This window comes from Butyrivibrio sp. AE3003 (assembly GCF_000686065.1).
Taxonomy (GTDB): Bacteria; Bacillota; Clostridia; order Lachnospirales; family Lachnospiraceae; genus Butyrivibrio; species Butyrivibrio hungatei_A.
This window is the reverse complement of record NZ_JMLX01000001.1, coordinates 1,319,484-1,342,524: the sequence shown is the minus strand read 5'-3', so window position 1 is coordinate 1,342,524 and position 23,041 is coordinate 1,319,484. Positions and strand designations below refer to the sequence as shown.

19 protein-coding genes are annotated in these 23,041 nt (G+C 41.9%); all 19 read left to right on the top strand.

The window, feature by feature from the left end:
• Positions 1 to 15: 15 nt before the first annotated feature.
• The 19 genes from CD00_RS0106410 to CD00_RS17480 all read left to right on the top strand — a co-directional run bounded on the left by CD00_RS0106410 (position 16) and on the right by CD00_RS17480 (position 22,866).
• Positions 16 to 786 (top strand): ABC transporter ATP-binding protein, encoded by a 771-nt coding sequence (locus CD00_RS0106410; RefSeq protein ID WP_026655206.1) that lies wholly within the window; start codon positions 16 to 18, stop codon positions 784 to 786.
• Positions 779 to 2,836 (top strand): ABC transporter permease subunit/CPBP intramembrane protease, encoded by a 2,058-nt coding sequence (locus CD00_RS0106405; RefSeq protein ID WP_026655205.1) that lies wholly within the window; start codon positions 779 to 781, stop codon positions 2,834 to 2,836. Before CD00_RS0106410 ends, CD00_RS0106405 begins: the two co-directional genes overlap by 8 nt.
• 101 nt (positions 2,837 to 2,937) lie before the next feature.
• Positions 2,938 to 4,401, top strand: coding sequence for a methyl-accepting chemotaxis protein (locus CD00_RS19205; protein ID WP_026655204.1), 1,464 nt, complete (start codon positions 2,938 to 2,940; stop codon positions 4,399 to 4,401).
• 80 nt (positions 4,402 to 4,481) lie between these two features.
• Complete coding sequence (locus tag CD00_RS0106395) at positions 4,482 to 4,847, top strand: DUF1667 domain-containing protein (protein ID WP_026655203.1); 366 nt, start codon at positions 4,482 to 4,484, stop codon at positions 4,845 to 4,847.
• Between the two features lie 27 nt (positions 4,848 to 4,874).
• Positions 4,875 to 5,393 (top strand): cysteine hydrolase family protein, encoded by a 519-nt coding sequence (locus CD00_RS0106390; RefSeq protein WP_026655202.1) that lies wholly within the window; start codon positions 4,875 to 4,877, stop codon positions 5,391 to 5,393.
• A 33-nt stretch (positions 5,394 to 5,426) separates the two neighbouring features.
• Complete coding sequence (locus CD00_RS0106385) at positions 5,427 to 6,362, top strand: TIGR03943 family putative permease subunit (RefSeq protein WP_026655201.1); 936 nt, start codon at positions 5,427 to 5,429, stop codon at positions 6,360 to 6,362.
• Positions 6,363 to 6,492: 130 nt separating this feature from the next.
• Positions 6,493 to 7,929 (top strand): hypothetical protein, encoded by a 1,437-nt coding sequence (locus tag CD00_RS0106380; RefSeq protein ID WP_026655200.1) that lies wholly within the window; start codon positions 6,493 to 6,495, stop codon positions 7,927 to 7,929.
• 11 nt (positions 7,930 to 7,940) lie between these two features.
• Complete coding sequence (locus CD00_RS0106375) at positions 7,941 to 8,621, top strand: GntR family transcriptional regulator (RefSeq protein ID WP_026655198.1); 681 nt, start codon at positions 7,941 to 7,943, stop codon at positions 8,619 to 8,621.
• Positions 8,622 to 8,648: 27 nt separating this feature from the next.
• The gene (locus tag CD00_RS0106370) at positions 8,649 to 9,854 is read left to right on the top strand and encodes an NADP-dependent isocitrate dehydrogenase (RefSeq protein WP_026655197.1); all 1,206 of its coding nucleotides are present in this window, start codon (positions 8,649 to 8,651) and stop codon (positions 9,852 to 9,854) included.
• A gap of 116 nt (positions 9,855 to 9,970) precedes the next feature.
• Positions 9,971 to 10,924, top strand: a complete 954-nt coding sequence (locus CD00_RS0106365; protein WP_026655196.1) for a polysaccharide deacetylase family protein — start codon at positions 9,971 to 9,973, stop codon at positions 10,922 to 10,924.
• A 36-nt stretch (positions 10,925 to 10,960) separates the two neighbouring features.
• Complete coding sequence (locus CD00_RS0106360; RefSeq protein ID WP_026655195.1) at positions 10,961 to 11,953, top strand: polymer-forming cytoskeletal protein; 993 nt, start codon at positions 10,961 to 10,963, stop codon at positions 11,951 to 11,953.
• A gap of 24 nt (positions 11,954 to 11,977) precedes the next feature.
• Positions 11,978 to 12,670, top strand: coding sequence for a UMP kinase (pyrH, locus tag CD00_RS0106355; RefSeq protein ID WP_034462008.1), 693 nt, complete (start codon positions 11,978 to 11,980; stop codon positions 12,668 to 12,670).
• A gap of 33 nt (positions 12,671 to 12,703) precedes the next feature.
• On the top strand, positions 12,704 to 13,255 hold the full coding sequence (frr, locus tag CD00_RS0106350) for a ribosome recycling factor (RefSeq protein ID WP_026655193.1): 552 nt from the start codon (positions 12,704 to 12,706) through the stop codon (positions 13,253 to 13,255).
• A 25-nt stretch (positions 13,256 to 13,280) separates the two neighbouring features.
• Positions 13,281 to 14,006, top strand: a complete 726-nt coding sequence (locus tag CD00_RS0106345; protein ID WP_026655192.1) for an isoprenyl transferase — start codon at positions 13,281 to 13,283, stop codon at positions 14,004 to 14,006.
• A gap of 52 nt (positions 14,007 to 14,058) precedes the next feature.
• Positions 14,059 to 14,886, top strand: a complete 828-nt coding sequence (locus CD00_RS0106340; RefSeq protein WP_026655190.1) for a phosphatidate cytidylyltransferase — start codon at positions 14,059 to 14,061, stop codon at positions 14,884 to 14,886.
• Positions 14,887 to 14,990: 104 nt separating this feature from the next.
• The gene (locus CD00_RS0106335; RefSeq protein WP_026655189.1) at positions 14,991 to 16,142 is read left to right on the top strand and encodes a 1-deoxy-D-xylulose-5-phosphate reductoisomerase; all 1,152 of its coding nucleotides are present in this window, start codon (positions 14,991 to 14,993) and stop codon (positions 16,140 to 16,142) included.
• A 9-nt stretch (positions 16,143 to 16,151) separates the two neighbouring features.
• Positions 16,152 to 17,204, top strand: a complete 1,053-nt coding sequence (rseP, locus tag CD00_RS0106330; RefSeq protein WP_026655188.1) for an RIP metalloprotease RseP — start codon at positions 16,152 to 16,154, stop codon at positions 17,202 to 17,204.
• Positions 17,205 to 17,224: 20 nt separating this feature from the next.
• The gene (ispG, locus tag CD00_RS0106325) at positions 17,225 to 18,283 is read left to right on the top strand and encodes a flavodoxin-dependent (E)-4-hydroxy-3-methylbut-2-enyl-diphosphate synthase (RefSeq protein WP_026655187.1); all 1,059 of its coding nucleotides are present in this window, start codon (positions 17,225 to 17,227) and stop codon (positions 18,281 to 18,283) included.
• Between the two features lie 53 nt (positions 18,284 to 18,336).
• A complete protein-coding gene (locus CD00_RS17480) occupies positions 18,337 to 22,866 on the top strand; it encodes a PolC-type DNA polymerase III (RefSeq protein WP_034462004.1) in 4,530 nt (1,509 codons plus the stop codon).
• Positions 22,867 to 23,041 lie beyond the last annotated feature (175 nt).

Genomic DNA, 23,041 nt, shown 5'->3' with positions numbered 1-23,041 from the left:
ACAGAAGGGGCAAATATGATCAGAGCAAAAAATCTTGTAAAAACATTTACCAAAACGGTTCAGAAGAATAAAAAGGTTGAGTTTAATGCGGTTGACGGTATTTCCTTCGAGGCGGAAAAAGGAGAAATAGTGGGACTTCTAGGGCCGAACGGTGCAGGAAAGACTACGCTTCTTAGGATGCTTGCGGGGCTTATGACGCCGACGGGTGGAGAAGTATCAGTTACGGCAGGAAGCGGCGAGATAACAGGAAATGAAGATCTTAAAAGGCATATCGGTTATATGTCAGCAAATACAAAACTCTACGGAAGGTTTTCTGCAAGAGAGATCCTTAAGTTTTACGGTCAGGTATACGGAATGGAAGATTCGGATATAGAAAGACGAACGGATGAGATAATAAAAGTTTTGAATATGGATAAGTTTGCCGACAACAGGATTGACAGGCTCTCAACAGGTCAGGTTCAGAGAACTTCCATTTCCAGGTGCCTAATACATGACCCTGAAATATATATATTCGATGAGCCTACGCTTGGTCTTGATATACTCAGTTCATCCGCAATCATAGATTTTATGCTGGCGGAAAAAGAAAAGGGCAAGACGGTAATTTATTCGACACATTACATGGAAGAAGCGGAATATCTGTGCGACAGGATAGTCATGATACACGAGGGAAAGGTTGTATGTAATGATTCGCCCGATAATCTTAAGAAAGAAACAGGATCACAGAATTTAAGAGAAGTGTTTAGAAAGCTGATAGAAAACAAGATGGAGAGTGCGGCAAATGAATAATAAACTGAAGATTTTTAAAACACTGTTTTTAAAAGAATTACGTGATGTTCTAAGAGATAAAAAGGCGATAATGATGATGGTTCTGGTTCCCGTGATCGTATATCCTCTTATCATGATGGTATCGCTTATGGTATCGAGTATGCTTGCGAATGATAAAGATACAACATATGATATTGCCGTATATAATGAGAGCACCGGATTTGATGTTGGGAATCTTGAAAATGCCTTAAAAGAAAATGCTGTTGAAACGGATGAAGAAGACGGTAGCAAAGAGCAGTTATACAATGTGATCTGTACCGTGTCCGATAAGAAGATAAGTGAAGATCAATGTAAAAGCATGATAAGTGATAAAGATCTTGATGCATATCTTGAAATTGCCGATAATGGCGAAAAAGTAGAGGTTAAAGCTTTTTACATGGAATCCGTAAATGAGTCTTCAGAGGCAATGGACAAAGTCAGGAGAGCCGTTGATAACCTCTCTGACGGCATTGTTGAAGAGAATGTAGAGAAAGCCGGGCTTGATAAAGATAGCTTTTTGTATCCTATCTCTTTTGAGAAAAAGGGACTTTCCAGCAGTGAACAGATTGCAGGACAAATACTTGGAATGATATTGCCGATGATGATAGTTTTATCAATACTTATAAGTGTTATGCATCCGAGTATAGATCTGACTGCCGGGGAAAAAGAGAGGGGAACTCTTGAGACACTTTTGATGCTTCCTGTTTCGGGCAAATATATAGTTATGGCAAAAACTCTCACAGCGGCATTGTGCGGAGTGGTTACGGCAATCCTTAATATATTGTCGATGTCTGTTGTCTTCGGCGTTTTGTTTGAACAGAATAAGGCGGCAGGATTGCTTGAAGGTACTAATATAGATTTTTCATCTTTTATTTCGGCAATGTTACTTACGTTTCCCGTTATAATCGTAACTGCATTGTTTATGAGCGCAATCTTCATGTGCTTTACATGTTTTGCAAAATCATACAAAGAAGCAAACAGCTATATGTCACCTGTAATGATGGTGCTCATGTTCCTTGCTTACGGTTCTATGATACCTACAGTTGAACTCAACCAATACGTTGCGGTTGTTCCGGTACTTAACGTATCTATCCTTTTGAGGGATGCACTGAATTTTAAGCTTGATTATACGATGCTTCTTTTGGTTTTGTGCAGCATGGTACTTTATTCGGTGTTGTCGATATTGTTTCTTTCCAAAGCTTATAACAGTGAGAATCTTTTGTTTGGTGACGGTAAAAACGCAATTTCTCTTTTTGAAAAGAGAAGCAATATAAAGAAAGGCATGTCTGTAACAATCGGTGATGCATGCTTTATTTATCCCTTTGTTATATTGGTCTATCTTTTGTTCGGGACACTGATTCAGGCGAAATATGAATTGGCGGGACTTCCTATAAGCCAGTTTTTGATACTGGTAGGTATACCTCTTGCATTTTTTATATATGCAAAGAAAGATATAAAGAAGGTGTACAGCTTTAATAATTGCAAGCCGCTTAGTTTGGTTGGCGGTGTAATTACAGGAATCGGCGCGTTTTTTGTGGCGGCAATTCTTGGAGATATTATTATGAAGGTGACCGGAATAACGATTGGTGAAGGATTGTCAGATGCATTTAAGGAGTTCTTTTCACACAATGCGGTCATGGCCACCCTGTGCATAGCGCTTACTCCCGCAATAGCGGAAGAGACGTTGTTTAGAGGAGTATTATTAAGTGCATTAAAAGACAAAGTAAAACCTGTTTATACAGTGCTTATTGTATCTGTATTGTTCGGACTGTTTCATATGGATCTGCTTAAGTTCTTTACAACAGGATTTATTGGGGCAATTTTTTGCCTCATAGTATACTATGGCGGAAGCATATTTCCTTCAATGTTTGCACACTTTACGGTGAATTTTATTTCGGTAATTGTGGCAAAATATGTATCTGAGCAGACAGTGAATATGCTCACTAATCCTATATTCGGAATTATCGGATTGGTGCTTGTGATCGTCGGATTATTTGTTGTGAAAAATTCAAACAAGGAACAATCTTTTTAATAATAATTTAATATTCGAAAAAACGTTATTCAAATCCCTTTCATGTTACAATTTTAGTGTGTCGACTAAAACAATGAGATTGTATGTGAAAGGGATATTTTATGAATTCTGAACAGTATAAGAGAGCTAATAATAACAGTTTTTACGTAACAATCATCATCATATTGAGCGGTCTTTTACTCACAGTTTTTTCTTTATTCCAATACGGTGCGACCGTAGGCAGAATATCAATTATCATCGACGCTTTCTTCTGTGCGGGAATATGTGCTTTTGGAAATTACAAGTATCCGTATGAAAAGAAGGGTTCCATCATGATAATGGGCGGAGCAACCATATTCTATTTTGTGATTCTTATTGCGGAGGAGTCACTGATATACTTTGCGTTCGGACTTCCGATACTTATCTGCAGTATTATTTATCTTAATGTTCGCCTTTGTAAATTCGGAATAAGTGCAATAATAATTTCTTTTATTATCACCTGTATAAAAAATACCGTGTTAACAGGAAAGTTCAATCTTGAGTTGATTCCGGCCGGTATCACGCTGGGACTTGCGTTTATTGCGAGCTTGTGCACGGTTACACTCCTTACTTTATTTAATGAAGAGAATAATGCCAAGATTACCGAGAATGCCGAAAAGACGCTTGAGACGGGTAATGCAATGGCAGACATTGCAAATGCGATCACGGATCTTTTTAATAAATCTCAGGGAGATATGGTTGATCTTCAGAATATCATGGATGCCCAGCATTCGGGAATGCAGGATATCGCAAGCAGCATGGAGAGTACGGCACAGTCCGTGACCAAGCAGGCGCAGAAGGTTCAGCAGATTCAGGAAGAGACTGAGGCAACAGAGACTCACAGAAAAGAGATGACCGAGGCTTCCGAGAGCACACAGAAGACTGTCAAGGAAGGTGTACAGGTCATTTCCGAGTTGAAAGAAAAATCGGCCAATGTTGAAAAAGCAAGTAAAGTTACTGTTGAAGCTACTCAGGCCGTTATCAACAAGGTTCAGGAAGTACAGAAAATTGTCGGATCGATCATGTCTATTTCAAAGCAGACAAACTTACTTGCACTTAACGCGAGCATAGAGGCGGCAAGAGCGGGAGACGCCGGTAAAGGATTTGCGGTTGTTGCAAATGATGTTCGTGAACTTGCGGAAGAAACAAATACGGCTTCAAATGAGATAAAAGGCATTATTACCGAGCTTGTCGAGGATGTTCAGAAAGCGATGGCAAGCATTGATGATACGGTAAACAGCGTATCGGAGCAGAATGAGATGATCCGCACAGTGGGCGAAAATTTCGACAGCATCAATGTAAACGTAACCGAAATGCTTTCAAGATTCGAGGAAATCGGAGAAGGTATGAAGTCAATCGCAACTTCTACTACTGAGATCAACGATTCCATCTCTAATCTGTCCGCAACCAGTGAAGAAGTTGCTTCTCTTTCCAATCAGGGTGTTAAATCTTCGGATGATGCTGTAGAGAAATTTGATGAGTTTAAGGGAATTCTGGGCGAAATATTCATGCAGGCAAATAAGCTCAAAGATATGCAAACTGAATAAAAAGATCAAAATATTGACGTCTCTCTGTATAATAAGTACAGGGAGACGTTTTTCATTAAAATAATACGGAGGCTATGACTATGGAGAAAAGGGAACTTACATGTATAGGTTGTCCGATGGGATGTTTTCTGACTGTAGAGCTTGAGAACGACGAAGTAGTTTCGGTGTCCGGAAACACCTGTCAAAAAGGCGATATTTATGCGAGGAAAGAAGTTGTAAATCCCACGAGGATAGTTACAAGTACCGTGAAAGTTACGGGAGGAGACAGGAGCAGGGTTTCTGTTAAGACAAACAGCGATGTTCCGAAGGATAAGATTTTTGCCGTTATGGATGAGATCAATAAAAGCCATGCGAATGCCCCTGTTTCGATCGGAGATGTTATAATAAAAAATGTTGCGGATACGGGGAGTGATATTGTCGCGACCTCAAATGCCGGGACTATATAGTGTTTTAAAGGAAAAGAGGAAATTGATATGAGAAAAATACTTGTTGTTGTTGACATGCAAAAGGATTTTGTCGATGGGGCGCTCGGAACAAAGGAAGCGGTAGCAATAGTTCCCGCCGTTGTTGAGAAGATAAGGAAATACGACAAAAAGGATATTTTTGTCACAAGAGATACTCATCAGGAGAACTACATGGACACTCAGGAAGGAAAGAATCTTCCGGTAGTTCACTGTATTGAAAATACCGAAGGGTGGGAGCTTGATAAGACCGTTGCCGCAGAAGTTGAGGGCGCAACATTTATAAATAAGCCTACTTTCGGTTCTGTTGATCTTGTGAAGGCAATAAAAGATATATATGAAAAAGAGGAGATTGAAGTAGAGCTTATCGGACTTTGCACCGATATTTGCGTTGTTTCAAATGCTCTTTTACTCAAAGCAAATATGCCTGAGCTTAAAATCAGCGTAGATAAGGACTGCTGCGCGGGTGTAACGGTCCAAAAGCACCTTGCGGCGCTTGAGACTATGCGTTCTTGCCAGATATATTGCTAATAAAAATGACATAATAATAAGGCGGATAAAAAATTGGGGAAAGTATATTTCGTAAACGGATTTCTGGATGCAGGAAAAACAACCTTCATACAAGATCTTCTTGAGGAAGATTATTTTGAGATAAAAGGAAAAACACTTCTTATTCAATGCGAAGAAGGCGAAGTTGAATATGATGATTATCTTTTGAATCATCTGAAAGTTACCGTAAAGAAGATTGAGAATGAGGAAGACTTTGATACCGGGCATATCGTTGAATTTGAAAAAGAAGTCATGCCCGAAAGAATAATCGTTGAGTTTAACGGAATGTGGGATCGCAAGAACCTTGTATTTCCGGAACACTGGGACGATATCATGGAAATTGTAATAATAGATGCTTCTACGTTTGAGATCTTTGCGGCAAACATGAAATCTTTTATGTCTGAGCACGTTAGAAAAGCGTATCTTACGATCTTTAATAATTGTGATGACGTTATGGACAAGATGGCATCTTACAGACGAAGCGTTAAGGCTGTAAATCCCAGTCTTAACATAGTTTGCAAGGATAAGCACGGAGAGGACATCCTTCAGAAATTCGAAGACGATCTTCCTTATTCGCTTGATGATGCGGTAATTGATGTAAGGGACGACAAATTTTCTGTATTTTATCTGGACAGTCTGGACAATCTCGACAGATATCTTGGCAAAAAGATAGTATTTACGTCTCAGATAATGAAGGCAAAAGAAGAGGGAAAAGACATATTCCTTGCCGGCAGATTTGCAATGACATGCTGCGAGCAGGATATTTCATTGTTTGGTATAATCTGCCACTACAGCGGCAGCGATTCAATTGAAAACTATGACTGGGTGGAAATAACCGGAACCGTTGATAAAGAGTATGTCAAACAGTATGATGTGGAATTCCCTGTATGCATTGTCGAAAACATACGTCCATGTGACAAACCAAAGAGAGAAGTTATTTCTGTCATATAAGATTATTGATGAAAAAACATCAACCGGAATGAAAAAATCTGCTTAAATACGCGCCTTGACACTCCTCGTATGATTGTATACAATTATACGAGGTTAGCTATTTGTTTATATGAGAGAGGTTTACTTTACTATGAACGATACAAGTGCATTTCAGAACAGACCGGTTACTATGAATGACAAGAATAATCTGCTCCAGATTGAAGAGCATATGTACATTCTTGACGACGTGGAAAAGCCAAATGTTTTCAGAAATATGTTTCCTTATGAGGAGATTCCCAAGATTCCATTCAATGACAGGATCGTTCCTCATAATATGCCAAAGGATATATGGATAACGGATACTACTTTCCGTGACGGGCAGCAGTCAAGGGCGCCGTATACCACAGAGCAGATTGTTACCATATATGACAAGCTTCACGAACTTGGCGGTCCGAACGGAATGATCAGGCAGAGTGAGTTCTTTTTATACAGTAAGAGCGACCGTGATGCGGTTTATAAGTGTATGGAGAGAGGCTACAAATTCCCTGAAGTTACAAGCTGGATCAGAGCAAGCGAAGAAGATTTTAAGCTTGTAAAAGAGATAGGAATGAAGGAAACGGGAATTCTCGTTTCTTGCTCGGATTATCACATTTTCTTAAAGCTTAAGATGACAAGGAGACAGGCACTCGATCATTATCTCAGTGTGGTAAGATCGTGTCTTGAGGCGGGAATCAGCCCCAGATGCCATCTCGAAGATATTACAAGAGCAGATATTTACGGATTTGTTGTTCCGTTCTGCGTAGAGCTTATGAAGCTCAAGGATGAGTACGGAATTCCCGTTAAGATCCGCGCCTGCGATACAATGGGATACGGAGTTAACTTCTCCGGTGCGGTTATTCCCAGAAGTGTACAGGGAATCATTTATGCGATAAATACAAATGCCGGAGTTCCCTGCGAACTCATTGAGTGGCACGGACACAACGATTTCTATAAGGCTGTTACCAATTCGACAACAGCATGGCTCTACGGATGTTCATCCGTTAATACATCTCTTTTCGGAATCGGTGAGAGAACAGGTAATACACCTCTTGAAGCTATGGTATTTGAGTATGCACAGCTTAAGGGCACACTCAACGGCATGAATACTCAGGTAATAACAGAACTTGCCGAGTATTATGAAAAAGAGATCGGATTTACGGTTCCTGCAAATACACCTTTTGTAGGAAAGAACTTTAATGTTACAAGAGCAGGTATCCATGCGGACGGTCTTTTGAAAAACGAGGAGATCTACAACATTTTTGATACGGATAAGTTTCTGGGCAGACCGCCTGTAAGTGCGGTTTCCAATACATCGGGACTTGCGGGAATTGCTCACTGGATCAATATACATTACAAGCTTAAAGAAGAGCATGCTCTTTCTAAGACTTCACCCATCGTTACAAAGATCAAAGAGTGGGTTGACAGCGAGTATGCGGGCGGCAGAGTTACAGTTATGACCGATGATGAGCTTGTAAGAGAAATTGGCAAAGTAAGTGATGAGCTTGGCGTTGTTATCAAGGATGGAGAAATTACCGAAATCTCAAAATAATGAGGGAAAATATGGAAAATCAAGACTTAAAACATGAAGTTACGGACAAGTATTCCCTGAGAGGAAGAGTGTTTCACAGAATTCGTGAGGACATTCTGAACGGAAAGTATAAGGACCATGAGGAACTTAAGGAAGTTGCCATCGGTCAGGAACTTGGCGTCAGCAGAACCCCCGTAAGAGAGGCTTTCAGGCAGCTTGAACTTGAGGGACTTATTCAGATAATTCCCAACAGGGGCGCTTATGTTACGGGAATCAAAGTCAAGGATATAGAAGATATCTACATGATAAGATCAAAGCTCGAAGGACTCTGCGCCAGATGGGCTTGTGAGAATATCACACAAGAACAGCTTGAGGAAATGGAAGAGAACATATATCTTGCGGAGTTCCATGCTGCAAGAGGTCATATGGAGCAGATGGCTGAACTCGACAACCGTTTCCACAATATTTTGTATGAAGCATGCAATTCAAAGATGCTTGAGCATCTTCTTAAGGATTATCACCAGTATGTATGGAGAGTAAGACAGAAGACTCTTTCAAGCAGCAGAGGTGCGGTTTCCAATGTTGAGCACAAATATATAATGGAAGCCATTAAGGAGAATAATCCTGATAAAGCGGAGGAACTTGCAAACCAGCATATGATCAATGCATATGAGAATATGGTGGACAAGGGACTTCTTGAAATGTTTGAATAATTAAATTGATTGAAAGGAAAGGCGAACATGGCAAAAATTCAGATGACTACCCCCATCGTTGAGATGGATGGCGATGAGATGACCAGAGTTTTATGGAAGATGATCAAGGATAAGCTTATTCTTCCATATATTGATCTTAAGAGCGAATATTATGATCTTGGACTTGAATATAGAGATGAGACTGACGATCAGGTTACTGTAGACAGTGCAAATGCTACACTTAAATACGGTGTTGCCGTTAAGTGTGCTACAATAACTCCCAATAACGAGAGAATGACTGAGTATAAGCTCAAGAAGATGTGGAAGAGCCCTAACGGAACAATCAGAGCGATCCTCGACGGAACAGTTTTCCGTACACCTATCATGGTTAAGGGAATCGAGCCCAACGTAAGAACATGGGAGCAGCCCATTACACTTGCAAGACACGCTTACGGCGATGTTTATAAGAACGTTGAGATAAGAGTTCCCGGTGCAGGTAAGGCAGAGCTTGTATTTACAGGTGCCGACGGAAAAGAGATCAGAGAGACAATTCACGAGTTTAACGAGCCCGGAATCATCCAGGGTATTCACAATAAAGATGCTTCTATCAGAAGCTTTGCAAGAGCCTGCTTTAAGTATGCACTTGCCGAGAAGAAAGAACTTTGGCTCGGTACAAAGGATACTATCAGCAAGACTTACGACAGAAGATTCAGAGAAATCTTTGATGAGATATTTGAAAATGAGTTCAAGGCTGATTTCGAAAAAGCCGGTATCACATATTTCTACACACTTATCGATGATGCGGTTGCACGTGTTATGAAGTCTAAGGGTGGATTCATCTGGGCATGTAAGAACTATGACGGAGACGTTATGAGTGATATGGTATCATCTGCGTTCGGTTCACTTGCAATGATGACATCTGTTCTCGTATCACCTACAGGTGTATATGAGTATGAGGCTGCTCATGGAACTGTACAGAGACATTACTACAAGTACTTAAAGGGTGAGCCTACATCAACAAATCCTGTTGCTACGATTTTTGCATGGACAGGTGCTCTTCGTAAGAGAGGAGAACTTGATGGAATTGCTGAGCTTATGGCATGGGCTGACAAGATGGAGAAGGCAACACTTTCAGTTATCGAGTCCGGCCGCATGACAGGTGATCTGGCGCTTATAACATCACTTCCCAATCCTGTAAAACTTGGAAGCGAAGAATTCCTCGACGCAATCGCGGAAGAATTCAATAAAATATGATAACAAAGAGCCTTTCATTTATTGGGAGGCTCTTATTTTTTCTCTTTTTGCGGCGGCGTTTATATGCTATACTATTCACTGGTTATACATTTACGGTATGAAAGAGACACACACGGATGTTGGATAGGAGTCGTAAGAAGAAAGTATATAGTAAAAAGATAAAACGTCTTCGCAGGGGGATTGTGATAACCGTTGTAGCGGCGTGTCTGATTCCCACGTGTATCTGTGTTATTCTTTCAGTAAGGTATGACAGGTTAAATGCCAAGTATAAACAGAGCACTGCAGATCTTGAATGGTACAGACAGAGGTATGGAAGCGAGCTTTCAATACTTTCGGCCGTGCAACCGGATGTTAATGAAGATAATGTTCCGGATGCCGAGACGGGAGGCTTTGAGCAGGATTATGCCGATGTAGATACCAGCGGAGCTCTTAATCCCGAGGATATCGAGGGTACAAGATATGTATATCTTACTTTCGATGACGGTCCCAGTATTTATACCGAAGAGATATTGGATATTTTAAAAGAGAATGATGTAAAGGCCACTTTTTTTGTGTGCGGAAAACCCGATGCCAAGTATGTTGATGCCTATAAGAGGATAGTCGATGAAGGGCATACGCTGGGAATGCATTCTTACAGCCACAAATACGGTGAGATTTACTCATCTCTGGATTCATTTAAAGAGGATTTTGACAAACTAAGAATATTTTTATATGAGACCACGGGGGTCTGGGCCAAGTATTACAGATTTCCCGGAGGAAGTTCCAATGCTGTCAGTAAGGTTGATATCAAGGAGCTTGAGAATTTTTTGGAAGGAACCGATGCCACTTTCTATGATTGGAATATTTCTGCGAAAGATGACAAAGCGGGCAACACCAAAGAGTCGATTTATGCTAATATAGTAGATAATGTCCCAAAATTCAAACACTGCATCGTGTTAATGCATGACGCTGCAGACAAGCGTAGTACCGTTGACGCTTTGCCTGATATCATAAGAGATATCAAGGCTATGGATGATACCGTGATAGTTCCGATAACAGATAATACGTTACCGGTTCAACATATCAAATAAAAGTATTAACAAGAAAAAGTGAACGGAGGAGAAACAATGGGATTTTTTTCTGAGCTAAAGAGCGATTTATCCCAAGCAGTTAACACACTCATGCCTGATGATAAGGCTGACGAAACAAGGGCTCTTGATAAGGAAAGTGTTGATGGGGGAACTGTAAGACCGGAAGATGTCGATCTTGACAGTATGCTTGATCGTCTTGATGAAATCAAGCTTGATGATGTGGTGAACAAGGAAGAGGGTTTATCTGAAGAGTCGGAGCAGACTCTTGATAATTCTGAAGAAACGGGAGCAGGCGCGGAGGAAGAAAATACCGATGCGGAAACTTCCGACAATGAAAATTTAAATGAAGGGGCTTCTGAGGAACAGACTGAAGAGATAAGTGAAGAGCGTGCGCTTGAACAGCTTATCGAAGCACAGACGGCGTCAGAGGTAAAAGAGGGTGAGCCGATGAGCGCGCTTGAGGCAATCAATAATTCTAATATCGACGAGTACATTGCAGAGAGCAATGCTACAGATAAAAATACTAATAACGGGGGAGAAGAAACTATGGAATTTGATCAGCAGACACCTACAGATGAAACTGCCAGCATTACAGAAGGAATGATACTTACGGGAGATTTGCAGACAACAGGTTCTCTTGATCTTATCGGTAAGATCAACGGTAATGTAAAGTGCCTTGGAAAGCTTAATGTTACAGGTGAGATCACAGGTGATTCAGATGCAGCTGAGATCTATGCAGAGTCAGCAAGAATTACAGGTGAGGTTAAGAGTAAGGGCAGTGTAAAGGTTGGACAGAGTACCGTTATCGTTGGAAACATCTTCGGTTCAAGTGCTGTTATCGCAGGTGCCGTTAAGGGCGATATCGACGTTCACGGACCGGTTGTACTTGATACAACTGCAATTGTTATGGGTAACATCAAGTCTCAGTCAGTGCAGATCAATAACGGAGCGGTTATTGAAGGTATGTGCTCACAGGCATATGCTGATGTAAATCCTTCAGAGTTCTTCGAGGGACTTAAAAACAGATAAGTAGTATAAGTATTTGGAGAGATTATGAGAATATTATTAAAACTAAGTGGTGAAGCACTCGCAGGCGACAAGAAGACAGGATTTGATGAGGAAACTGTCAGAAAGGTTGCTCTTCAGGTCAAAGAACTTACCGAGAAAGGAACAGAGGTTGGAATCGTTATCGGAGGCGGTAATTTCTGGAGAGGAAGAACCAGCGAAAATATCGACCGTGTAAAAGCGGATCAGATCGGTATGCTTGCAACCATAATGAACTGCATCTATGTTTCTGAGATTTTCAGAAGTGAAGGAATGATGACAAATATACTGACTCCTTTTGAATGTGGCTCATTTACCAAGCTCTTTTCCAAAGACAGAGCAAACAAATATTTCGCAAAGGGAATGGTGGTATTCTTTGCCGGCGGTACGGGACATCCCTATTTCTCAACGGATACGGGTGTTGCGCTTCGTGCGATCGAGGTAGAAGCGGATTATATATTACTTGCCAAGGCTATTGACGGTGTATATGACAGCGATCCTGCCAAGAATCCGGATGCAAAGAGATATACCGAGATTTCTATCGATGAAGTTATTGCCCGGAATCTGCAGGTTGTTGATATGACAGCTTCGATAATGGTAAGAGATAACAAGATTCCTATGAGAGTATTTGCTCTTCAGGAGGAAAAAAGTATTGTAAACGCCGCCAGCGGCAACTTTAACGGTACAACAGTTACTGTTTGACGTTTTGGTCTAATGAAATAACGGAGGCATAATATGAACGAAAGAATTAAAGAATACAGTGATAAGATGCAGAAGTCTTATGATTTTCTCAAGGAGGAGCTGGCTTCTATCCGTGCCGGAAGAGCCAATCCCCACGTGCTTGATAAGATAAAGGTTGATTATTACGGAACACCTACACCTCTTCAGCAGGTTGGTAACGTATCAGTTCCCGAAGCGCGTATCATTCAGATCGCACCTTGGGATAAGACACTTATTAAGGATATCGAGAAAGCAATCATGACATCTGATCTTGGAATTACTCCAAGCAACGATGGTGCTGTTATCAGACTTGTTTTCCCTGAGCTTACAGAGGAGAGAAGAAAACAGCTTGCAAAGGATATACGCAAGAAGGGTGAAGATGCCAAGGTTGCAGTCAGAAACGTAAGACGTGACGGCAACGATGCTCTTAAGAAGCTTAAGGGCTCAGATGTATCCGAGGATGAGATCAACGATCTTAATGATGAACTTCAGAAGGTAACAGATAAGTTTATCAAGGATATTGATGCTGCTGTAGAAGATAAGAACAAGGAAGTCATGACAGTGTGATTTCCCGTAAATAGGAAATTTAGTTATGGAAGAAAATAAAAATATACCTGCACATGTTGCGATAATTCTGGACGGAAACGGAAGATGGGCCAAGGCAAAGGGTCTTCCCAGAAATGCCGGACATTTGCAGGGGGCAAAGGCTGTTGAGGATATTTTGTATGATGCCAAGGATATGGGCATCAAGTATCTTACGGTTTATGCTTTTTCGACAGAAAACTGGAGTCGCCCTGAGGCAGAGGTTTCTGCTCTCATGATGCTCCTTCGTAATTACCTTAAGACAAGTATAAAGAAGTCAATGAAAAACAATGTGAGATGCCGTGTTATCGGCGACAGAAGTCTTCTCGCAAAGGATATCATCGAGGCAATCGAGAATCTTGAGAAGACAACCGCAGAAAATACCGGACTTACATTTACAATTGCTATCAATTACGGAAGCAGAGACGAGATCAGAAGATCCTTTATCAAACTTGCAGACAAGGTAAAAAATGGAGAACTTGATCCCTCTGATATTACAGAAGAAATGATAGCTTCCAATCTTGATACCGAATATATGCCCGATCCGGATCTTTTGATAAGGACCTGCAACGAGCAGAGAGTATCAAACTTCTTATTGTGGCAGCTCGCTTACACGGAGTTCTATTTTACTCCTGTGGCATGGCCTGATTTTAATAAGGCCGAGCTTGAAAAAGCAGTGGAAGCATATGGAAACAGAAACCGTAAATTCGGAGGTCTCAAGCAGGATCAGATTTAGTACAGTGTACTGTGATCCCAATGGAATTGAATGAATAGGCGGGGTTAGTGTATTGAAAACGAGAGTGATTAGCGGAATCGTTATTGCCGTTGTGCTGGCAGCGGTTCTGATTTCCGGGGGGTATTTTCTGGCAGCAGTTTTGTTTGCTGTTTCACTTATCAGTTATAACGAACTTACAAAAGCTACCGGAGTCCATGACTGCGGAACCAAATATAATCCGCTTGAAATATGCGGATACATATCGATAGTAGTGCATTATCTTCAAATGATAATGATAAGAGATTACAGGTATTATATTTTTTCTTTGATGTTTGCTTTTTTCTTAATAATGGCATGTTATGTTCTGACATTCCCAAGGTTTACATCAACGCAGGCAATGTCGGCATTTTTTAGCTTTGTTTATGCTCCTGTAAATATGTCTTTTGTATTTCTTTTGAGAATTCGTCCCGATTATGGATGGATTTTTGCCTGGGTTCCTTTTATTGCCTGGGTGTGCGATACATGTGCATATTTTTCCGGAAGAGCATTTGGTAAGCACAAGCTTGCACCCGAGCTTTCACCTAAGAAGACGATTGAAGGCGCTATAGGTGGCGTTATCGGCTCGGTTGTTGTCGGATTCGTTATTGGTTTTGTAATTTATCTTAGAAAGATATATAGTATCGAATTCCTTTTGGTGATGATAATCATCACTTTTGTCGGAAGTATAATCGGGCAGTTGGGCGACCTTCTTGCATCCGGAATAAAGAGAGATCATAAGATCAAGGATTATGGAAATGTTATTCCGGGACACGGCGGTATTATGGATCGTTTTGACAGTGTAATATTCGTAATACCTTGTGTATATTTTTTGGCCGCAGTATTAGTGCCGCTTATTGAATAAGAAGACATCAGAGAGTCGCAGGATATCAAAGCGGCTCTTTGTTCGTTGATAGAAAATATTTGATTTAATGCGATAAAATCCATTCGTTTATTATAGGAGAAAAAATGCGTAGTATAGTATTACTTGGATCCACAGGGTCTATAGGAACACAGACTCTTGATGTTGTAAGAAATAATAAAGATGAACTTAAAGTTGTGGGACTTGCGGCAAATAAGAGAGTTAATGAAGTAGAACGGCAGGTGAGGGAATTTAATCCCAAGTACGTTTGCATGTTTGATCCCGAAGCGGCCAAAGAGCTAGCTGAGAAGATCGCGGATACCGGAATTAAGGTTATGTCGGGAATGGACGGACTTCTTGAGATGGTTTCCGTTCCCGAAGCGGATACTGTTCTTACGGCAGTTGTAGGAATGATCGGAATAAGACCCACTATAAAGGCGATTGAGTGTGGCAAGGACATTGCACTTGCAAACAAGGAGACTTTGGTATGCGCAGGACATATCATTATGCCGCTTGCCAAGGAGAAGAATGTACAGATTCTTCCCGTAGACAGCGAGCACAGCGCTATATTCCAGTCTCTTGTGGGACAGCCGAAAGATAAGGTTGAGAAGATTCTTCTTACCGCAAGCGGAGGACCTTTCAGAGGAAAGAAGAGAGAAGAACTTGCAGCAATGACTGCAGCGGATGCCTTGAAACATCCTAACTGGGATATGGGACCCAAGGTAACAATAGATTCATCGTCTCTTGTAAATAAGGGGCTTGAAGTTATGGAAGCAAGATGGCTTTTTGATGTGAGTCTTGATAATATCGAGGTTCTGGTTCATCCGCAGAGTATAGTTCACAGTGCTGTTCAGTATGTAGACGGCGCTGTTATCGCGCAGCTCGGAGTTCCTGATATGAAACTCCCGATTCAGTATGCGCTTTTTTACCCGGACAGACGTCCTATGGCGGAAAAGAGGCTTGATCTATTTGAACTGGGTAGCCTTACTTTTGAAAAGCCCGATACGGATACTTTCAGGGGGCTTAAGCTTGCGTTTGATTCCGCATATGCGGGAGGTAGCATGCCGACTGTATTTAATGCGGCAAATGAGATGGCAGTTCGCAGATTTTTAAAGGGTGATATCAGATACCTTGAAATATACGATATGATAGAAGAAGCCATGACACATCACAATAAGATCGAGAATCCCGATGTGGCGGCAATACTTGATGCCGAGAAAGAAACATATGACTTCCTCGGTACAAAATACGGAATTTGAGGATAGATAATGATAGCAAGTATAATAATATTTTTTATAATATTCGGAGTTTTGGTAGCATCTCACGAGTTCGGACATTTTATAATCGCTAAGTCCGGAGGAATTCGTGTAAATGAATTCTTTATCGGGATGGGGCCGACAATTTGGAAGAAACAAAAAGGAGAAACTCTATACAGTATAAAGCTTCTTCCTATAGGCGGGGCTTGCGTGTTTGACGGTATGGATCCCGTTGAAGAAGAAAAAGAAGGATATGACGAACATTCTTTTTTACACGCACCTGTGTGGCGCAGGATTGCAACTTTGTTCGGAGGACCGGTTGCAAACTTTGTAATTGCATATATTCTGGCGGTTGTTCTGGTTAACTTATCTCCATGGGATCTGCCTACGGTAAAGGCACTTACTGAAGATTCTGCTGCTCAGGAAGCCGGAATGGAAGCAGGTGACAGGATTATAAGCATTGATGGTGAGAAAGTTTATATGTCATCTGAAGTAATGCTTATCTCCCAGTTTGCCGAAGGCTCACCGATGGACATTGTATATGACAGAAACGGTGAAGTTAAGAAGACCGTGCTCACTCCTAAGTACAGCGATGAAAATAAGCGCTATTATATGGGCGTGTATCTCGGTGATTATAAAGACGTTAAGGGGCCTGAGTCGCTTAAGTATGCATGGTACACGGTAAGATATAATTTTAAGGCGACTTACAGAAGTCTTGCACTTTTGATTAGGGGCAAGCTTTCAAAGGACGATGTTTCGGGACCTGTCGGAATGGTCAAGATAGTTGACGAAACTTATGAAGAAGTTAAGCCATACGGCGTTTCGGCTGTTTTTGTCGTGATGCTGTCGCTTACGGTACTTCTTTCCGTAAACCTAGGAGTAATGAATCTTCTTCCTTTCCCTGCACTTGACGGCGGAAGACTTGTATTCCAGTTTATCGAGGTTATATTCGGAAAGCCCGTTCCGCCCGAGAAAGAAGGTATTGTTCACATGGTGGGAATGATGCTTCTTATTGCACTTATGGTATTTGTGTTATTTAACGATATAGCTAAGTTCACCAGATAATGATTGTTAGGAGACTTATTATGGCATACAGAGATAATACTAAAGTAATAAAAATAGGCGACAGAGTGATAGGAGGAGGCAATCCTATTCTCATTCAGTCTATGACAAATACAAGAACAGAGGATGTCAAAGCGACGGTTGCCCAGATTCATGAGCTTGAGGCTGCGGGATGCGACATCATAAGATGTACCGTTCCCACACAGGAAGCCGCAGATGCTGTAAAAGAGATCAAGAAGCAGATAAGCATTCCTCTTGTCGCAGATATTCATTTTGACTACAAGATGGCTATTGCGGCCATGGAAAACGGAGCTGACAAGATAAGGATCAATCCCGGGAATATCGGCTCAAAGGACCGTATCGCTGCAGTCGTTTCCTGTGCAAAAGAGAGAAATATTCCCATAAGAGTAGGCGTTAACAGCGGTTCTTTGGAAAAAGATCTTGTGGAAAAATATCACGGTGTAACAGCAGAGGGCCTTGTAGAGAGCGCTCTTGATAAGATCGGTATAATCGAAGAACTTGGTTATGACAACATGGTTGTAAGTATCAAGTCATCAAACGTCATGCTGTGTGCAAAGGCACATGAGCTCCTTGCTGAAAGATGCAGATATCCTCTTCATGTGGGAATTACTGAAGCCGGAACTTTATGGGGCGGAAATATCAAGTCTTCAGTGGGACTTGGAATAATCCTTAATCAGGGAATCGGAGATACCATAAGAGTATCTCTTTCGGGGAATCCCGTAGAAGAGATCAAGACGGCAAAGGCAATTCTCAGAACTCTCGGTATAAGAGAGGGCGGAATAGAAGTTATTTCATGCCCTACATGCGGAAGAACAAAGATTGATCTTATTTCTCTTGCAAATCAGACAGAGACTCTTGTTCAGAACTATCCCAACCTTAACATCAAGGTCGCTGTTATGGGATGCCCTGTAAACGGCCCCGGAGAAGCTAAAGAAGCCGATCTTGGAATTGCCGGCGGAATAGGAGAGGGACTCCTTATAAAGAAGGGCGAGATCATTAAGAAAGTCAAAGAAGATGAACTTCTTGCCGTTCTCAAGGAAGAGCTTGATAACTGGAAGTAATCCGAAGTAAAAGAAGTTTTTGGGGAACCGGTAATAACCGTGTGAGGGAGTAGATGTCAAAAAGTTTTTTTGAGGTTTTTCCTACGCTTAAACTTGATGCCAAGACCAAAGAGATCATGGAACAGACCGTGGTCGATAAGGTCTCGACAACAAGGAAGCAGGATTTTATAAGAGTATATATATCAAGCAAAAATCTGATAGATAAGGCGGATATTTTAAAGGCCGAGACCGGAATTAAGAAGCAGTTTTTCGGAAATCAGGATCTTACGGTCAAGATTTACGAGAAGTTTTCTCTCTCGGCGCAGTATACGCCAAAGAATCTTATCGATATTTACAAAGACAGTATCGAGCTTGAGTTAAAAGACTATGACCATATGGAATATAGTCTTTTTCGTTCTGCGCAGTTTCTTTATCCTGAGGACGGAAATATCGTTATTCAGCTTGAAGACAGCGTCGTTGGACAGAAGAAAGCGCCCGATCTTGTAAGAGTTCTTTCTAAGATCATCAATGAAAGATGCGGACTTTCTGCGTCCATAACTCCCGAATTCATAGAGGTTGTAAAAGAAACCGAGGAACCGGATTACTCTGCGGAATCTGCTAAGATGGCCAAGAAACTTGAGGCGGCTGAGCAAAAATCTGAGGAAAAGAAAAAGCAGAAAGAAGAGCAGGAGGCGGCAAAAGAGGCTGCGGCTTCTGCAAAGAAGGGTGCCGCCGAAAAGCCTGCAGGAAAGCCTGCCGGAAAAGAAGGCGGATTCTCCAAAGGCAAATGGAGCGGAAAAAGAGATTTTGGCGGAAGCTTCAAGAGGTCGGATAATCCTGATGTTATTTTCGGAAGAGACTTTGACGATGAGACGATGAGACTTTCGGATCTTGTCGGAGAACTTGGAGAAGTCTGTGTTCACGGTAAGGTAATTCTTTTTGATAAGAGAGATATCAGAAACGAGAAGAGTATTCTTATCTTTGATATAACCGACTTTACTGATTCGATCACTGTAAAGATGTTCGTAAGGACGGAGGATGTTCCCGAGATAACCAAAGATATCAAGATGGGCGCATTCCTTAAGCTTAAGGGAATCGCGGCGGTCGATAAGTTCGACCATGAACTTTCTATCCAGTCTGTTGCGGGAGTTAAGAAGATTCCCGATTTTACAAGTAAACGTGTCGACAGAGCGGATGTAAAGAGAGTTGAACTTCATTGCCATACCAAGATGAGTGATATGGACGGTGTTTCCGAAGTTAAAGATATAGTTAAACAGGCCTATAAATGGGGAATGCCCGGAATTGCCATCACAGACCACGGCGTTGTTCAGGCGCTTACGGATGCAAATCATGTCTGGGAAGATCTTTATTCTGCCGAGAAAAAGAGAAGAAAAGAGGCCGGAGAGCCTCCTATCGAGAGACAGGATTTCTTTAAACTGATCCTTGGCGTTGAGGCTTATGTTGTTGATGACCTTAAGGAGATAGTTGTAAATGATAAGGGACAGCCTATCGAGGATACAACCTTTGTTGTATTTGATATTGAGACGACAGGTTTTTCGCCTATTAAGAATAAAATAATCGAGATCGGTGCCGTAAAGGTAAGAAACGGCGAGATACTTGAGAGATTCTCTGAGTTTATAAATCCGGAGGTTCCGATTCCGTACAGGATCACTAAGCTTACAAGTATCACAGATGACATGGTCATCGATGCTCCTACAAGAGAGGTCATAATACCGCGATTCGTTGAATTTTGTAAGGATGCGGTACTTGTAGGACATAATGTAGGGTTTGATATAAGCTTCATCAATCAGAACTGCAAAGAGCTGGGAATAGACGTAGATTACACGACAGTCGATACTTTGTGGCTTTCAAGATATTTTTTCCCGCTTCAGGCAAAGCATACGCTTGATGCTGTCGCAAAGACTCTGGGAGTTGTTCTTGAACATCACCATAGAGCGGTCGATGATGCGGAGTGTACGGCGCTTATATTCAATAAATTTGTGCCCATGCTAAAAGAACAGAAGGCAGAGACACTTACGGATGTAAACATACTCGGAAAGCCCACAAAGGAGATGATCAGGCACCTTCGCCCGAATCATTGTATTATCCTTGCGAAGAATACGCTTGGAAGGGTTAATCTTTATACACTTGTAAGTGAGTCGCATGTAGACTATTTCAGAAGATTTCCGCTTGTGCCAAAGAGCGAACTTATAAAGCACAGGGAGGGGCTTATCATCGGAAGTGCCTGCTGTGCGGGCGAACTTTATGGCGCGGTTGTAGAAGGAAGACCTCCCGAAGAGATCGCAAGACTTGTTGATTTCTATGACTATCTTGAGATTCAGCCTGTCGCAAACAACCGCTTTATGATCGACTCCGAGAGATATGAAGATATAAACAGTGAAGATGATATCAAGAATATAAATAAAGAGATAGTAAGACTCGGAGAACAGTTTAATAAGCCTGTTGTCGCTACTTGTGATGCGCACTTTCTAAATCCGGAGGATGAGATATACAGAACCATCATCATGGCCGGAAAGGGAATGAATGACGAGGAAGAATCGCCTCTTTTCCTAAGAACGACAGATGAGATGATGGCTGAGTTCGATTATCTGGGCGGTGACAAGGCAAAAGAAATCGTAATAGAAAATACCAGGATGATCCTTGATATGTGTGACAGCATATCGCCGGTACGACCCGATAAGTGCGCGCCTGTTATTGAAAACAGTGATGAGATACTTACCAAGATCTGTTATGACAAGGCACATGAGATATACGGAGACAATCTTCCCGAGATAGTTCAGGAACGTCTTGAAAGAGAGCTTAATTCCATTATCAAGAATGGTTTCGCGGTTATGTATATTATCGCGCAGAAGCTCGTTTGGAAGTCAAATGAGGACGGATATCTCGTTGGATCTCGTGGATCTGTAGGATCTTCTTTTGTTGCATTTACATCGGGAATTACGGAAGTTAATTCGCTTAGTCCGCATTATGTGTGTCCTAAGTGCAAATACAGCGATTTTGACTCGGAAGAAGTGCTTAAATACGGCGGTAATTCGGGCTGTGATATGCCTGATAAGAGGTGTCCCAAGTGCGGAGCTCTTTTGTACAAAGACGGATTTGACATCCCGTTTGAGACATTCCTTGGATTCAAGGGAGACAAGGAGCCCGATATTGACCTTAACTTCTCCGGTGAGTATCAGTCAAAGGCCCACAAGTACACAGAGGTTATCTTTGGCTACGGACAGACTTTCAGAGCCGGAACAATCGCGTCTCTTGCGGATAAGACGGCTTACGGTTTCGTAAAGAAATATTACGACGGTATCGGTTCAAGCAAGAGAAAATGCGAGATTAACAGAATTGTCCAGGGATGTACGGGTATCAGAAGAGGTACAGGTCAGCACCCCGGTGGAATCATAGTTTTGCCGGTGGGAGAGGATATCAACTCATTCTGTCCTGTTCAGCATCCCGCGAACGATATGACAACCGCAACGATAACGACACATTACGACTATCACTCAATCGACCACAACCTGCTTAAGCTCGATATTCTGGGACACGATGATCCTACGATGATAAGATTTTTGCAGGATTGTACGGGACTTGATCCCAAGCTCGTTCCTTTGGATGATAAAAATGTAATGAGTCTGTTTATGAATACGACCGCTCTTGGCGTTACGCCTGAGCAGCTCGGAGGAACAAAGCTGGGATGCCTTGGACTTCCCGAGTTCGGTACAGACTTTGCCATGCAGATGGTTATCGATGCCAAACCTACGTCATTATCCCATCTTATAAGGATTTCGGGACTTTCACACGGTACGGACGTTTGGCTCGGAAATGCGCAGACGCTTATTCAGGAAGGCAAGGCGACGATCGATACATGTATCTGCTGTCGAGACGATATCATGATCTATCTCATTCAGAAGGGCATGGATAAGTCTCTTTCCTTCAAGACCATGGAGTCCGTGCGTAAAGGAAAAGGACTTAAGCCGGAGATGGAAGAAGCCATGATCGCTGCGGGAGTGCCCGATTGGTATATTTGGTCCTGTAAAAAGATCAAGTACATGTTCCCGAAGGCTCACGCGGCCGCTTATGTTATGATGGCTTGGAGAATCGCATACTTCAAGGTTTATGTTCCGCAGGCATTCTATGCTGCGTGGTTCAGTATAAGAGCTAAGGCGTTCAACTATGAGCATATGTGCCAGGGCGAGAACCACCTTCATGCCGTTATGAATGATTACAAAAACAGGAAAGATGAGCTTTCAAATGCACAGCAGGCTGAGTACGGCGATATGAGACTTGTTGAAGAAATGTACGAGAGAGGAATTGAATTTCTTCCCATCGACATATTTAAGGCTAAGTCCAGAGAGTTTCAGGTTATCGGAGACAAGATCATGCCGGCGCTTAACAGTATCGATGGTATGGGGGAAAAGGCTGCCGACCAGATCGTCGAAGCAGCCAAGGACGGTCCGTTCCTTTCAAAGGACGACTTTAAACAAAGAACAAAGTGCCCTCAGGCGGTTATCGACAAGATGGCAGACATGGGGCTCCTTGGCGATATTCCCGACTCCAATCAGATTAGTATCTTTGATCTAATGAAGGGATAATATTACGTTTGCACAGGCGTTAGGTGGACGGCATACAGCCGTATCTGCTGGTGTTCGGCTGCGCACTGCTTTTTAAAATTTCAAAAACATGGGAATGCTTCCTTTCGACGTTGCTCAGGGAAGTCAGCATTCCCATGTTTTTTCAATGTAAAAAGCATGTTGCTCGTCCGAGAAC

Excerpts from the sequence above, each read along its gene's own strand:
- CD00_RS0106335 (WP_026655189.1), top strand. The coding sequence starts at position 14,991 with ATGCGTAGTATAGTATTACTTGGATCCACAGGGTCTATAGGAACACAG.
- CD00_RS0106395 (WP_026655203.1), top strand. The coding sequence starts at position 4,482 with ATGGAGAAAAGGGAACTTACATGTATAGGTTGTCCGATGGGATGTTTT.
- CD00_RS0106410 (WP_026655206.1), top strand. The coding sequence starts at position 16 with ATGATCAGAGCAAAAAATCTTGTAAAAACATTTACCAAAACGGTTCAG.
- CD00_RS19205 (WP_026655204.1), top strand. The coding sequence starts at position 2,938 with ATGAATTCTGAACAGTATAAGAGAGCTAATAATAACAGTTTTTACGTA.
- rseP (WP_026655188.1), top strand. The coding sequence starts at position 16,152 with ATGATAGCAAGTATAATAATATTTTTTATAATATTCGGAGTTTTGGTA.
- CD00_RS0106365 (WP_026655196.1), top strand. The coding sequence starts at position 9,971 with ATGTTGGATAGGAGTCGTAAGAAGAAAGTATATAGTAAAAAGATAAAA.
- CD00_RS0106405 (WP_026655205.1), top strand. The coding sequence starts at position 779 with ATGAATAATAAACTGAAGATTTTTAAAACACTGTTTTTAAAAGAATTA.
- CD00_RS0106345 (WP_026655192.1), top strand. The coding sequence starts at position 13,281 with ATGGAAGAAAATAAAAATATACCTGCACATGTTGCGATAATTCTGGAC.
- CD00_RS0106390 (WP_026655202.1), top strand. The coding sequence starts at position 4,875 with ATGAGAAAAATACTTGTTGTTGTTGACATGCAAAAGGATTTTGTCGAT.
- frr (WP_026655193.1), top strand. The coding sequence starts at position 12,704 with ATGAACGAAAGAATTAAAGAATACAGTGATAAGATGCAGAAGTCTTAT.
- ispG (WP_026655187.1), top strand. The coding sequence starts at position 17,225 with ATGGCATACAGAGATAATACTAAAGTAATAAAAATAGGCGACAGAGTG.
- CD00_RS0106360 (WP_026655195.1), top strand. The coding sequence starts at position 10,961 with ATGGGATTTTTTTCTGAGCTAAAGAGCGATTTATCCCAAGCAGTTAAC.
- CD00_RS17480 (WP_034462004.1), top strand. The coding sequence starts at position 18,337 with ATGTCAAAAAGTTTTTTTGAGGTTTTTCCTACGCTTAAACTTGATGCC.
- CD00_RS0106375 (WP_026655198.1), top strand. The coding sequence starts at position 7,941 with ATGGAAAATCAAGACTTAAAACATGAAGTTACGGACAAGTATTCCCTG.
- CD00_RS0106370 (WP_026655197.1), top strand. The coding sequence starts at position 8,649 with ATGGCAAAAATTCAGATGACTACCCCCATCGTTGAGATGGATGGCGAT.
- pyrH (WP_034462008.1), top strand. The coding sequence starts at position 11,978 with ATGAGAATATTATTAAAACTAAGTGGTGAAGCACTCGCAGGCGACAAG.
- CD00_RS0106380 (WP_026655200.1), top strand. The coding sequence starts at position 6,493 with ATGAACGATACAAGTGCATTTCAGAACAGACCGGTTACTATGAATGAC.